The organism is Streptomyces sp. NBC_00654, assembly GCF_026341775.1.
Lineage (GTDB): Bacteria > Actinomycetota > Actinomycetes > Streptomycetales > Streptomycetaceae > Streptomyces.
In genome coordinates this window covers 1949989-1962268 of record NZ_JAPEOB010000001.1, presented here as the reverse complement: position 1 = coordinate 1962268, position 12280 = coordinate 1949989, and the positions used below count along the sequence as shown (strand labels likewise).

At 71.9% G+C, this 12280-nt stretch carries 14 protein-coding genes; 6 read left to right on the top strand and 8 right to left on the bottom strand.

The window, feature by feature from the left end; translation table 11 throughout:
- The first annotated feature begins 176 nt into the window (after positions 1 to 176).
- Positions 177 to 806, top strand: coding sequence for a TetR/AcrR family transcriptional regulator (locus OHA98_RS08620; protein WP_266923957.1), 630 nt, complete (start codon positions 177 to 179; stop codon positions 804 to 806).
- A gap of 82 nt (positions 807 to 888) precedes the next feature.
- On the opposite strand, the gene OHA98_RS08615 is transcribed toward OHA98_RS08620, so the two are convergent.
- From OHA98_RS08615 to OHA98_RS08600, 4 genes are all read right to left on the bottom strand, one after another.
- Positions 889 to 2589: a methylmalonyl-CoA mutase gene (locus tag OHA98_RS08615; RefSeq protein ID WP_266923955.1), complete on the bottom strand. Its 1701-nt coding sequence runs from the start codon at positions 2587 to 2589 to the stop codon at positions 889 to 891.
- Positions 2590 to 2706: 117 nt separating this feature from the next.
- Positions 2707 to 3039: a DUF3817 domain-containing protein gene (locus tag OHA98_RS08610; protein ID WP_266923954.1), complete on the bottom strand. Its 333-nt coding sequence runs from the start codon at positions 3037 to 3039 to the stop codon at positions 2707 to 2709.
- Positions 3040 to 3103: 64 nt separating this feature from the next.
- The gene (locus OHA98_RS08605; RefSeq protein ID WP_266923952.1) at positions 3104 to 3613 is read right to left on the bottom strand and encodes a MarR family winged helix-turn-helix transcriptional regulator; all 510 of its coding nucleotides are present in this window, start codon (positions 3611 to 3613) and stop codon (positions 3104 to 3106) included.
- A 10-nt stretch (positions 3614 to 3623) separates the two neighbouring features.
- Positions 3624 to 4850: an MFS transporter gene (locus OHA98_RS08600; RefSeq protein ID WP_266927809.1), complete on the bottom strand. Its 1227-nt coding sequence runs from the start codon at positions 4848 to 4850 to the stop codon at positions 3624 to 3626.
- A gap of 487 nt (positions 4851 to 5337) precedes the next feature.
- Here OHA98_RS08600 and OHA98_RS08595 point away from each other — a divergent pair, with 487 nt between their 5' ends.
- Positions 5338 to 6321 (top strand): DUF5937 family protein, encoded by a 984-nt coding sequence (locus tag OHA98_RS08595; RefSeq protein ID WP_266923950.1) that lies wholly within the window; start codon positions 5338 to 5340, stop codon positions 6319 to 6321.
- A 123-nt stretch (positions 6322 to 6444) separates the two neighbouring features.
- On the opposite strand, the gene OHA98_RS08590 is transcribed toward OHA98_RS08595, so the two are convergent.
- A complete protein-coding gene (locus OHA98_RS08590; RefSeq protein ID WP_015611413.1) occupies positions 6445 to 6738 on the bottom strand; it encodes an MTH1187 family thiamine-binding protein in 294 nt (97 codons plus the stop codon).
- Entirely contained in the window at positions 6735 to 7085 is a 351-nt protein-coding gene (locus tag OHA98_RS08585) for a DUF3817 domain-containing protein (protein ID WP_266923948.1), read from the bottom strand. The genes OHA98_RS08590 and OHA98_RS08585 overlap by 4 nt, the downstream gene beginning before the upstream one ends.
- 244 nt (positions 7086 to 7329) lie before the next feature.
- On the opposite strand from OHA98_RS08585, the gene OHA98_RS08580 reads away from it, so the two are divergent.
- From OHA98_RS08580 to OHA98_RS08565, 4 genes are all read left to right on the top strand, one after another.
- Entirely contained in the window at positions 7330 to 7962 is a 633-nt protein-coding gene (locus OHA98_RS08580) for an AIM24 family protein (protein WP_266927807.1), read from the top strand.
- Positions 7962 to 8612: an AIM24 family protein gene (locus tag OHA98_RS08575; RefSeq protein WP_266923946.1), complete on the top strand. Its 651-nt coding sequence runs from the start codon at positions 7962 to 7964 to the stop codon at positions 8610 to 8612. Before OHA98_RS08580 ends, OHA98_RS08575 begins: the two co-directional genes overlap by 1 nt.
- The gene (locus OHA98_RS08570) at positions 8609 to 9391 is read left to right on the top strand and encodes an AIM24 family protein (protein ID WP_266923944.1); all 783 of its coding nucleotides are present in this window, start codon (positions 8609 to 8611) and stop codon (positions 9389 to 9391) included. The genes OHA98_RS08575 and OHA98_RS08570 overlap by 4 nt, the downstream gene beginning before the upstream one ends.
- Before the next feature lie 149 nt (positions 9392 to 9540).
- Complete coding sequence (locus OHA98_RS08565; RefSeq protein ID WP_266923942.1) at positions 9541 to 10017, top strand: MarR family winged helix-turn-helix transcriptional regulator; 477 nt, start codon at positions 9541 to 9543, stop codon at positions 10015 to 10017.
- 115 nt (positions 10018 to 10132) lie between these two features.
- Here OHA98_RS08565 and OHA98_RS08560 read toward each other — a convergent pair whose 3' ends face one another.
- Positions 10133 to 11593, bottom strand: coding sequence for a HAMP domain-containing sensor histidine kinase (locus OHA98_RS08560; RefSeq protein ID WP_266923940.1), 1461 nt, complete (start codon positions 11591 to 11593; stop codon positions 10133 to 10135).
- Positions 11590 to 12252, bottom strand: coding sequence for a response regulator transcription factor (locus OHA98_RS08555; protein WP_266923939.1), 663 nt, complete (start codon positions 12250 to 12252; stop codon positions 11590 to 11592). The genes OHA98_RS08560 and OHA98_RS08555 overlap by 4 nt, the downstream gene beginning before the upstream one ends.
- Positions 12253 to 12280: the final 28 nt, after the last annotated feature.

Genomic DNA, 12280 nt, shown 5'->3' with positions numbered 1-12280 from the left:
CCACCCGGCGCCTGTGGCTGTCGCTCGTTCGTGGCGCGCGGACGGCGGGACCGCCTTCCTTACGCTACGACCCGTAGCGTAACTGTCAGGTGCCCCTCCCGGACAGGAGGTACCGGTGATCTGTCTCACGGGTACCGGGCCCGGCCCCTTTCCCTACTCACCGGTATGGTCGCCGCATGCTGAGCCACGGCGACCCCGAACCCCCACGAACAGGACGCCCGCGCAGTACCGCGGCCGATGCCGCGATCCTTGAGGCGACGCGGGAGTCCCTGGTCGACCTCGGCTGGTCGAAACTGACGATGGGTGATGTGGCGAGCCGGGCGGGGGTCGCCAAGACGACCCTCTACCGGCGCTGGGCGGGCAAGAACGAACTGGTCGTGGACGCGGTGGCGGTCCTCTTCGACGAGCTGGAACTCCCGGACCGGGGCAGCCTCGCGGCCGATGTGCGGGGCGTGGTGCTCCAGTTCGCGGCGCTGCTGGAGCGGCCCGAGACCAGGACCGCGCTGATGGCGGTGGTCGCCGAGTCGACCCGGGACGAGCTGCTGCGCGAGCGCATCAGATCGGCGATCGTCGACCGGCAGAAGCGGCTCGTGATCCTCGGGCGGGAACGCGCGCAGGCCCGCGGCGAGCTGAGTTACGAGAACGACGCCGCCTCCGCCGCCCGCAACGCGGACCTGATCTTCGACGTGATCGCGGGCGCCGTGGTGCACCGGACACTGGTGAGCGCCGAGCCGGTGGACGCCGAGTGGGCGGACAGCTTCACCTCGCTGCTGCTGCTGGGACTGGCCGGCGCCCAGACCTGGTAGTGGCCGGCCGGGCCCGGTGACGCGTACGGGAGCGGGCGGCCCCGGACGGCCCGGCCCCGCCCCCGTACGGCTTTCGGCGGTCTCAGAAGCCCGGCGGCTCCGTGTAGGTGCCCCACTCCTCGCGCAGGACCCCGCAGATCTCGCCGAGCGTCGCCTCGGCCCGTACGGCGTCCAGCATCGGCGCGATCATGTTCGAGCCGTCGCGGGCGGCGGCCAGCATCGCGTCCAGCGCGGCACTCACCCTCGCGTCGTCGCGGGCTCCCTTGCGGCCGCCGAGCTGGCGCACCTGCTCGCGCTCGACCTCGTGGCTGACGCGGAGGATCTCCAGGTCGCCGGTGACCGATCCGTGGTGGACGTTGACGCCGACGACCCGCTTGTCGCCCTTCTCCAGCGACTGCTGGTACTGGAAGGCGGACTCGGCGATCTCCCCGGTGAACCAGCCGTCCTCGATGCCGCGCAGGATGCCGGAGGTGATCGGCCCGATCGGGTGCTGTCCGTCCGGGTGGGCCCGGGTGCCGCGCTCCTTGATCTGGTCGAAGATCTTCTCGGCGTCGGCCTCGATCCGGTCGGTGAGCTGCTCGACGTACCAGGAACCGCCCAGCGGGTCGGCGACATTGGCGACGCCGGTCTCCTCCATCAGCACCTGCTGGGTGCGCAGGGCGATCTCGGCCGCCTGCTCGGAGGGGAGGGCGAGGGTCTCGTCGAGGGCGTTGGTGTGCAGCGAGTTGGTGCCGCCGAGGACGGCGGAGAGCGCCTCGACGGCGGTGCGCACGACGTTGTTGTACGGCTGCTGGGCGGTGAGGGAGACCCCGGCGGTCTGGGTGTGGAAGCGCAGCCACTGCGCCTTGTCGGTCTTCGCGCCGTACGTCTCCTTCATCCAGCGGGCCCAGATCCGGCGCGCGGCACGGAACTTGGCGATCTCCTCGAAGAAGTCGAGGTGCGCGTCGAAGAAGAAGGAGAGCCCGGGGGCGAAGGTGTCGACATCGAGCCCGCGGGAGAGGCCGAGCTCCACGTATCCGAAGCCGTCGGCCAGGGTGTACGCCAGCTCCTGCGCGGCCGTCGCCCCGGCCTCGCGGATGTGGTAGCCGGAGACGGAGAGCGGCTTGTAGGCGGGGATGTCGCGGGCGCAGTGCTCCATCAGGTCGCCGATGAGGCGCAGATGGGGCTCGGGCTGGAAGAGCCACTCCTTCTGCGCGATGTACTCCTTGAAGATGTCGGTCTGGAGCGTGCCGTTGAGCACACCCGGGTCGACGCCCTGACGCTCGGCGGCGACCAGGTACATGCAGAAGACGGGGACGGCGGGGCCGCTGATCGTCATCGAGGTGGTGACATCGCCGAGCGGGATGTCCTTGAAGAGGACCTCCATGTCGGCGGCGGAGTCGATGGCGACGCCGCAGTGCCCGACCTCGCCGAGCGCGCGGGGGTCGTCGGAGTCGCGGCCCATGAGCGTCGGCATGTCGAACGCGACGCTGAGTCCGCCGCCGCCGTTGGCCAGGATCGTCTTGTAGCGCTCATTGGTCTGCTCGGCGTTGCCGAAGCCGGCGAACTGGCGGATGGTCCAGGTACGGCCCCGGTAGCCGGTGGGGTGGAGCCCCCGGGTGAAGGGGTACTCGCCGGGCCAGCCGATCCGCTCGAATCCCTCGTACGTGTCACCGGGGCGGGGCCCGTACACGGGCTCCACCGGGTCCCCGGACAGCGTGGTGAAGTCCGCGTCGCGCTTGCGGGCCTTGTCGTAACGGGCCTGCCAGCGGTGGCGGCCTTCCTCGATCGCGTCAGCGTCCATACCTCAAATTTACTAGGACGTCCTAGTAAATGTCGATGGCAAACCGCCCGGCGCTTTCGCACGGGGCGGTTCGGGGTGGTGCGGGCGGTGCGGTCCGGTGCCGGTGACGGGCGCCGCTCAGGCCTTCGCGGTCACCGGGGAGCTGTCCGTGATCAGCGGCTCGACCTCGCGGACGACGTTGCGTTCCACGAAGAACGCCGCCGTCGGGATCGTGCCGGAGATCAGCACCCAGAGCAGTTTCCCGACCGGCCACTTCGCCTTGGAGCCGAGGTCGAAGGCGAAGATCAGGTAGATGATGTAGAGCACGCCATGGATCTGCGAGACCACGAGGGTGACGCCCTCACCGGTGTCGAATCCGTACTTGAAGACCATGCACAGGCAGAGGATCAACAACATGACGGCGGTGACGTATGCCATCACCCGATAGCGGGTCAGCACGCTGCGTTTCATGGCATCGAGCGTAGCCGGACCGCCGGGGCGATCTTGCAGCGCCCCGTCCCGCAGCACGCGTGGACTACTGCTCCTCGAAATCGTGTGCGGCGACCCGCAACGGGCGCAGCATGGCGAAGATCTCGGCGCACTCCTCGGAGTCGTACGCCCCGAGTCCGAAGTCCATCGCCACCAGGTCCCGGGTGGCCTTCTCGACCACCTCACGGCCCTTGGCGGTGATGGAGGCGAGGGTGCCCCGCCCGTCGTTCGGGTTGGGGCGCTTGCCGACCAGCCCGGACCTCACCAGCCGGTCGACGGTGTTGGTCACGGAGGTGGGGTGCACCATCAGCCGCTCGCCGATCTTGGACATCGGCAGCTCGCCCGCCTTGGAGAAGGTGAGCAGCACCAGCGCCTCGTACCGGGCGAAGGTCAGCCCGTACGGCTTGACGACCGCGTCGACCTCGGCGAGCAGGATCTGCTGGGCCCGCATGATCGAGGTGATCGCCCCCATCGCGGGCATGGGTCCCCAGCGCTGGTGCCAGAGCTCTTCGGCACGGGCGATGGGATCGAAGGGAAGGCTGAGCGGCTTCGGCACGGCACCGACCTTACCGACTGGTCATATGCCGGTCAGCAGTGTCTCGCACTTCGGTACCGGGGACCGGTACGGGGGCGGTTCCGCGGACCTCGGCGACCAGCAGGAGCGTGCACACGGTTCCGATGATCCCGGCCCCGGTCACCACCTGGTGCACGGGGAAGAACTCGGCGGCCAGCCCGGCCAGCGCCATGCCGATGCCCTGGCCCGTCATCAGCCCGGCGGTGAGCAGGGTCATGGCCCGGCCGCGCAGTTCCGGCGGGACGGCGTCGACGAACCACTGGTCGAGCCCGATGATGTACGCCGAGCCCGCCCCGGCCAGCGCGAGGGCCACCACGGTCAGGGGCACGCCGGGGCGGACCGCGTACACGAGCAGCGGCAGCAGCCCGGCCGCGGCGACCGGCAGCACGATCCTGGACCGGGTACGGGGGCCGAGCGCGGTGCCCGCGTACAGCTCGGCCCCGATGTGTCCGACCGCCATCGCGCACATCATCAGCCCGAGGGCGGCCGGCCCCGCGCCGATCGCGTCCGCGTACGGGGCGGCGAGGGCCTCCGGGGCGACGACGAACAGGGCGGGCACCCAGAAGAGCAGCATCAGCGCCCGGATCCTGCGGTCGCCGAGCACGGTACGGGCCCCGGCCAGCGACTCCTTGAGCAGCGCGCCGCCCCCGCCGCTCCGGGCGGGCCGGGCGCGGGTGCCGAAGCGGAGCAGCAGCGCCGAGCAGAGGAACGTACCGACGGTGATCGTGATCGCCCCGCGCGGGGACACCACCGCGAGCAGGAGTCCGCCCGCGCCGAAGCCGATGAGGGCCGCGCTCTGCGAGACGATCCGCAGCAGCGAGCGGCCCAGCACGAAGAGGTCCCCGTCGCCGAGGACGTCGGTGAGGGCGGCCATCCGGGTCCCGGTGAACACGGGCGCCACCGCGGCGACCAGACAGCGCAGGGCCAGCAGTCCTGCCACGGGGGTGCCGGGCAGGACCATCACGGCGACGCAGGCGGCGCAGATCAGGTCGCAGGTGACGAGGACCCGGCGGGCCGGGTAGCGGTCGGCGACCCCGGCGAAGAGGGTGCCGCCCACGAGGTACGGGAGGAAGCCGAGCGCGAAGGTGAGGGCGCTGAGCAGGGGCGAGCCGGTGAGGCTGTAGACGAGCACGGTGAGGGCCAGCTCGCTGACCGTGACGCCGAGGAGCGAGAGGAGGTGCGCGCCGAAGACGGCCCGGAACTCCCGCACGGCGAACACGGACCGGTAGCCGCGTCCGGGTGCCGGGGCGGTGGGGCCGGGGGCGGTCGGACCGGGGGCGGCCGGACCGGAGGCGGTGGGGCCGGGGGCGGTCGGGCCGGGGGCGGTCGGACCGGAGGCGGTCGGACCAGGGGCGGTCGGACCGGAGGCGGTCGAACCGGAGGCGGTCGAACCGGAGGCGGCCGGGCCAGGGGCGGTCGGACCGGGGGCGGTGGGGCCGGAGGCGGTCGGGCCGGGGGCGGTCGGACCGGAGGCGGTCGGACCAGGGGCGGTCGGGCCAGGGGCCTCCCGGAGCGGCGCCGCGGGGCCCGGGTCGGGGTGGGCGGCGCGCTCCGGGGGCGTAGCCGAGGGCGGTACCTCGGGGGCGGACTGGTCGCGGGGTGTGCCCGCCGGGGTGTCGGTATCGCTCGGCATGGGGCGAGCCTGTCCCGGCGGCGGCGGCCGTCGGTAGACTTTCGGCTGACGCCGAATCTTCGCGAGGCCCGGTATGCCCTTCCAACTGCACTTCGACGAGGCGGACCTGGGGCGCTGCCGCTTCGCACTCTCGCCGCTCTGGGAGACCCAGGAGGCCGTGCGCACCCTGGACCGCGCCTACCGCCACGGCTACCACCTGCCCTGGCTGCGGCGGATCCGCGACGAGGCCGCGGCACTGGACCTCTCGCCGCTCTGGCAGCTCATGCCGGACGGCGGCCACAATCCGGACTTCATCTGCCCGCCGCCGCTCGGCCCCCTCGCCACGTTCGAGGAGGAGATCGCGGGGGTCCGGTCGGTCGACCCGGAGGTCGCGCGGGCGGACATGGCGCTGGCCCTGGCGGACCGGCCCGGCGGCCTGGCCTCCGCCGCCGGGCAGCGGATGCTGGCCGATCCCGCACGGACGGTGCGGGAGCTGGCCGATCTGCTGGAGCGGGCGTGGCGGACCCTGGTCGAGCCGCACTGGCCGCGGCTGCGTGCCCTGCTGGAGGCCGATATCGCCTACCACTCACGGCGTCTGGCGGAGATCGGCTTCGAGCGGCTGCTGAGCGAGTTGAGTCCGCGGCTGCGGTGGACGCGGTCCACCCTCACCATCGTCGGGACCCGGGGGAACCACGCCCGGGTCCTCGGCGGGCAGGGGCTCGTCCTGATGCCGAGCGCCTTCGTCTGGCCGGAGGTGGTCGGGGGGTACGAGGAGCCCTGGCTGCCGGCGGTGATCTATCCGGCGCGCGGGATCGGCGGGCTGTGGAGCGAGGCCGGTGACCGGACGCCCGACGCCCTCGCCCGGCTGCTCGGCCGCGTGCGGGCCGAGGTGCTGTGCGCGCTGGACGAGCCGGCCGGGACGACCGCGCTGGCCCACCGCCTCGCCCTGGCCCCCTCCTCCGTATCGGCGCATCTGTCGGTGCTGCGCGGGGCGGGGCTGCTGGTCTCGCGGCGGTACGGGCATCAGGTGCTCTACGAGCGCACCCCGCTCGGGATCGCGCTGGCGGCGTCTCCGTGAGCACGTGACGGTGAGCGGCTCGCGGTGAGCCCGTGCCGGTGAGCGCGTGACGCGCGAAGCCCCCGGCCGTGTGGCACCGGGGGCTCGTCGGGTGGACGCGGAGCACGGCTCCGAGGGTGGGCGTCAGGGCGCCAGATAGCGCTCGACCGTCTCCACCTTGGAGGTCAGACCGTCGGTGACACCCGGGCGGATGTCGGCCTTCAGCACCAGGGAGACGCGCCCCGCGCGGGCCTCGACGGCGGCGACGGCGCGCTTGACGACGTCCATGACCTCGTCCCACTCACCCTCGATGGAGGTGAACATGGCGTCCGTGCGGTTGGGCAGTCCGGACTCGCGGACGACCCGTACGGCATCGGCGACGTACTCACCGACGTCCTCGCCGACGCCCAGCGGGGAGACCGAGAAGGCGACGATCACGCGCTGACCACCCCTTCGCGGCGGGCGCGGGCGGCGATGGCGCCGTCGGCCTCGTACCGCTTGAGGAGCTTGTCGCCGTAGAGCCCGCCGAACGGGAGCAGCGACAGCACGAAGAACAGGGCGACGCGCTTCAGCGGCCACTTGGTCTTGGCCCATACGTCGAGCAGCAGCACGGCGTAGATCACGAAGAGCACACCGTGCAGGATGCCGAGCGGCATCATCAGGAAGTCGATGTCCGAGACGCGGCTGAGGATCGAGCCGAAGAGGATCAGGGCCGGGAAGGACAGCGCCTCGGGAATCGAGATGAGGCGCAGCCGGTGCAGGGCGGTAGCGGTCTTGATGTCCACGGGGGCACCTTCGGTGGGAGGGTCGTGACGGCTTGTGAACGCAGGCACAAGCGTTGCCCATTGTGGCATCGCCGCCCCGCGCTCCCGGCCCCGGGGGCCGGTCCGTGTGCCAGGTCACGTACCGCCGGACATCCGGATCACCCGTCGCCGCCCATCGGGGTCCGCCCAGAGCCTGTCGGGGGCGGTTCGGGACCCGGGGCACTGGTCCGGCCACCACCGGTGCGGCTACCGTCGCACCGTGGCAATGTTCCGGCTCCAGGGGAGCAAGACGCTCGCCGTCGATCTGACGGGCGATGCCGTCAAGGCGAAGAACGGCTCGATGGTCGCGTACGACGGCCGGATGGCGTTCAAGAAGATGTCCGGCGGCGGTGAGGGCGTCCGCGGCATGGTGACCCGGCGGCTGACCGGCGAACAGATGACCGTGATGGAGGTGAAGGGGCAGGGCACCTGCTACTTCGCCGACCGGGCGAGCGAGATCAACCTGGTCTCGCTGCGCGGCGACAAGCTGTACGTCGAGGCGAGCAATCTGCTCGCCGCCGACGCCGGGCTGCGCACCGGGACCACCTTCACCGGGCTGCGCGGCGGGGCGAGCGGCAACGGGCTGTTCACCACCACGGTGGAGGGCACCGGCCAGGCGGCGATCGTGTCGGACGGCTCGGCCGTCCTGCTGCGGGTGACACCGCAGTACCCGCTCACGGTCGACCCGGGCGCCTACATCGCCCATCAGGGCAGCCTCCAGCAGCACTTCCAGTCCGGGGTGAACTTCCGCACGCTGATGGGCGAGGGGTCCGGCGAGGCGTTCCAGATCCGCTTCGAGGGCGACGGGCTCGTCTACGTACAGCCGAGCGAGCGGAACACGGTCGGGGGCGATGTCTGATGCCGTTCCGTGAGATCAACTCGAAGATGGTCGAGGCCACGGTGGTTCCCGGCCGGAAGCTGTACAGCCAGCGGGGCGCGATGCTCGCCTACCGGGGCGAGGTGTCGTTCACCCCGAACCTCCAGGGCGGCCGCGGCGGGATCTCCTCGATGATCGGCCGCCGGGTGGCGGGCGAGGCGACCCCGCTGATGACGGTCGAGGGCAGTGGCACCGTGATGTTCGGCCACGGCGGCCATCACATCCAGGTGATCGACCTGGAGGGCGACACCCTGTACGTGGAGGCCGACCGGCTGCTCGCCTTCGACGGCACCCTCGACCAGGGCACGATGTTCATGGGTTCGCAGGGCGGGGTGATGGGCATGGTGCGCGGGCAGGTCACCGGGCAGGGGCTGTTCACCACCACGCTGAAGGGACACGGCGCGGTCGCGGTGATGGCGCACGGCGGGGTGATCGAGCTGCCGATCGTGCCGGGCCGGGAGGTGCACGTGGATCCGCAGGCGTACGTCGCCCACCACGGGGACGTGAGGAACAAGCTCTCCACCGCGCTCGGCTGGCGGGACATGGTGGGGCGCGGCTCCGGCGAGGCGTTCCAGCTGGAGCTCAGCGGCAGTGGCGCGGTGTACGTCCAGGCGTCGGAGGAGAAGCTGTGAGCACGCCCGTGGTCCTCGACCCGATGACGCTGCCGTCGGACGACAACGTCAACGCGTACACCTTCTGTGTGGAACTCAAAGGGAGCCAGTGGTTCCTCCAGAAGGGAAAGATGATCGCCTATTACGGGCGGATCGAGTTCAACGGGATCGGACACGGCCGCTTCGAGCGGCTGGTCCGTACGAGCTTCCACTCCCCCCTGCACGCGAGCGACTGGGTGGTGGCCGAGGGCAGCGGGAAGATGCTGCTCGCGGACCGGGCCTTCGATGTGAACTCCTACGACCTGGAGAACGGCAACCTGACGATCCGCTCCGGCAATCTGCTGGCCTACCAGCCGACGCTGGCGCTGAAGCAGTCGATCGTGCCGGGCTTCGTGACCCTGATCGGTACGGGGAAGTTCGTGGCGGCGTCCAACGGCCCGGTGGTCTTCATGGAGCCGCCGCTGCGGGTCGATCCGCAGGCGCTGGTGGGCTGGGCCGACTGCCCCTCGCCCTGCCACCACTACGACCACGGCTATATGTCGGGGATCATGGGCGGGCTGCGGTCACTGACCGGAATCGGCGGCGCGTCGGGCGAGGAGCACCAGTTCGAGTTCGTCGGGGCGGGCACGGTACTGCTCCAGTCGACCGAGGTGCTGATGCCCGAGCGGGCCGTGGGGGCGACTGCGCAGCAGGCGGGCGTGCCCGGTGGTGCGGGTGGTCCGGGTGGCTCCGGTCAACCCGGCTCCACCCCCCGTCTGCCCGGCCAGCTGGGGGACCTCCAGCGGCGCTTCGGTTTGTGAGCGGTAGTCTGCGGAGTGTGACGTCGAACGTCTGCGACCGGCCTCCGGGCACGGCCTCCGGGTACGGTCCCGGCCCTGATGCCCGGCGGTGCCGGGCATCACATCCCTTATTTTCGTCCGGCTTTCAACTTCTTAGGTAGAATCCATATATGGAGACCGAGACGGCCACGCGCTGGCTGAACGACGCGGAGCAGTGCGCCTGGCGCACCCACCTGGACGTCAGCAGGCTGCTGATGCATCAGCTGGAGAAGGACCTCCAGCCGTTCGGCCTGACCAACAACGATTACGAGATCCTGGTCAATCTCTCCGAGTCGGAGGACCAGCGCATGCGGATGAGTGATCTCGCCGCGGCCACGCTGCAGTCCAAGAGCCGGCTCTCGCACCAGATCACCCGCATGGAGACCGCGGGGCTGGTCCGCCGCACGAACTGCGAGTCGGACCGCCGCGGGCTGTACGCCGTACTGACCGCGCTCGGCGCCGAGACCATGCAGAAGGTCGCGCCGCACCATGTCGCCTCGGTGCGCAAGCACTTCATGGACCTGCTGTCCCCCGAGGCCCTGGCGGACCTCCACGCGGCGCTGGCACCGGTCGCGGAGCATCTGCGCGGACGGCGCGGAAAGGCGTAGCACCCGGGCGGGCAGGGCGGCGGGGCAGGACGGCGTACGGCACCGTCGTCACGGCAGCGTCGTCACGGCACCGTCGTCACGGGGCCGCGTCATGGGCCCCGCCACGCGAGCCTCGTCACGGCCCGGTGGCGGGCAGCCGCAGCCGGAAGAGCGCGCCGCCCTCCGCCGCCCGGTGCACCGTCAGTGTTCCGCCGTGGCGGGCCGCGACGTCCCGGGCGATGGCGAGGCCGAGACCGGCCCCGCCGTCGTCCCGGCTGCGGGCGTCGTCGAGACGGACGAACCGCTCGAAGATCCGCTCCCGCTCGTCCTCCGGGACACCCGCCCCGTCGTCACGCACCTCGACGCTCACTCCGGCACCGGCACCTGTGCCGGCACCGCTCACCGAGACCGCGACCAGCCCCTCCGCGTGGCGTTCGGCGTTGTCCAGCAGGTTGCCGATCACCCGCGCCAGCTGACCGCGCGAACCGTTCACCCCGTACGCGCCCTCCTCCGGCACCGAGACCGTCACCGGGATCCGGTCGCCGACGCGCTGGGAGACCTCCTCGCGCACCAGTGCGCCCAGGTCCAGCGGTGTGCGCCCCGGCTTCTCCCCCGCGTCCAGCCGGGCCAGCAGCAGCAGATCGGCCGCCAGGACCTGAAGCCGTACGGTGTCCGCGACCGCGCCCGGCACATCCAGCAGCTCCGGGTGGGCGGCGCCCACCTCCAGCTGGGTGCGCAGCGAGGCGATCGGGCTGCGCAGCTCGTGCGAGGCGTCCGCGACGAAGCGCCGCTGACGGTCCACCGACGCCTCCAGCACGGTCAGGGTCTCGTTGGTCGTCCGGGCCAGCCGGGCGATCTCGTCACGGGAGTCGGGCTCCGGCACCCGGCGGCTGAGGTCCTCGGACGCGGTGATCGCGGCCATCTCCCGGCGGATACCCTCGACCGGCCGCAGCGCCCTGCGGGTCACCAGCCAGGTCACCCCGGCGACGACGACCAGCAGCACGGGCAGCCCCGTCAGCATGGCGCCGCGCACGGTGCCCACGGCCTCCTGCTCGGTCGCGAGCGGGGCGCCCGCGTGCACGGTCAGGGTCACCCCGGCGGAGGTGGTCGCCTCGACGGCCGCGAAGCGGTAGTCGGCGGCGTGGCCGTCGACGGTGGCGGTGCCATTGCTGAAGTCGGGGTCGTCGGAGGACACCTCGCCGCGGGCCGGGTCGCCGCTGTCGTCGTCCCCGTCCTCGCCGCTGTCATCGTCGTCGTCATCGCCGGACGTGCCGGCCGGGGCCGAGGGGGCCGGGCGGACGACATCGGAGCCCGTCCCCGAGATCGCCTCCAGGTCCTGGGAGACGGCCACCACCCGGCCGTCCTCGTCGGTCACCTGGACCGGGTGGTCCTCCTCGTCCTCCAGGTCCAGCGCGTCGTACGCCGTGTCGAGGGCGAGCTGCCCGGCCACCTCGCGGGCGGCCACCTCCGCCTGGAGGTCCGCCTGGTCGGTCAGGTTGGCGCGCAGCACCATGAGGACGGCGAGCCCGGCGCCGATCAGCGCGAGGGCGACGACCAGGGTGGCCCCGAGCGCGGCCCTGGCCCGTACGGATCTCACAGCGCCTCCAGCCGGTAGCCGGCGCCGCGCACCGTACGGATGGACGCGGCGCCGAGCTTGCGCCGCAGGGCGCTGATGTAGACCTCGACGATGTTCGGGTCACCGTCGTAGGCGAAGTCCCAGACGTGCTCCAGGATGTCCGCCTTGCTCACCACCTGGCCCGCCCGCAGCGCCAGCTGCTCCAGTACGGCGAACTCCTTGGCGGTCAGCGCGATCTCCGCCTCCCCCCGGTGCACCCGCCGGGCGGCGGTGTCCATCCGCAGGGCGCCGACGGTCAGCACGGGCGAGGCGCTGCCGGTGCCCCGGCGGCGCAGCAGCGCGCGGACCCGGGCGACCAGCACGACGTAGCTGAACGGCTTGGTCAGGTAGTCGTCGGCGCCGGTGTCCAGCCCCTCCGCCTCGTCGTACTCCCCGTCCTTCGCCGTGAGCATCAGGATCGGTACCTCGTGGCCCGCGGCGCGCAGGGCGGCGCAGACCCGGTAGCCGTTCATGCCCGGCAGCATGATGTCCAGGACGACGAGGTCGTACACGCCCTCGGCCGCCCGGTGCAGGCCTTCGAGGCCGTCGTGCACGACATCCACGGCGAAGCCCTCGGCGGTCAGCCCCCTGGCCAGGGACACCGCGAGTCGCTTCTCGTCCTCCACGATCAACAGGCGCATGTGCACAGGGTCGCAAACCGGAGCTGAA

What these genes read in the sequence shown, in the direction of transcription:
- OHA98_RS08620 (WP_266923957.1), top strand. Translation starts at nt 177, where the DNA reads ATGCTGAGCCACGGCGACCCCGAACCCCCACGAACAGGACGCCCGCGC.
- OHA98_RS08610 (WP_266923954.1), bottom strand. Translation starts at nt 3,039, where the DNA reads ATGAAACGCAGCGTGCTGACCCGCTATCGGGTGATGGCATACGTCACC.
- OHA98_RS08580 (WP_266927807.1), top strand. Translation starts at nt 7,330, where the DNA reads ATGTTCCGGCTCCAGGGGAGCAAGACGCTCGCCGTCGATCTGACGGGC.
- OHA98_RS08595 (WP_266923950.1), top strand. Translation starts at nt 5,338, where the DNA reads ATGCCCTTCCAACTGCACTTCGACGAGGCGGACCTGGGGCGCTGCCGC.
- OHA98_RS08615 (WP_266923955.1), bottom strand. Translation starts at nt 2,589, where the DNA reads ATGGACGCTGACGCGATCGAGGAAGGCCGCCACCGCTGGCAGGCCCGT.
- OHA98_RS08575 (WP_266923946.1), top strand. Translation starts at nt 7,962, where the DNA reads ATGCCGTTCCGTGAGATCAACTCGAAGATGGTCGAGGCCACGGTGGTT.
- OHA98_RS08565 (WP_266923942.1), top strand. Translation starts at nt 9,541, where the DNA reads ATGGAGACCGAGACGGCCACGCGCTGGCTGAACGACGCGGAGCAGTGC.
- OHA98_RS08555 (WP_266923939.1), bottom strand. Translation starts at nt 12,252, where the DNA reads ATGCGCCTGTTGATCGTGGAGGACGAGAAGCGACTCGCGGTGTCCCTG.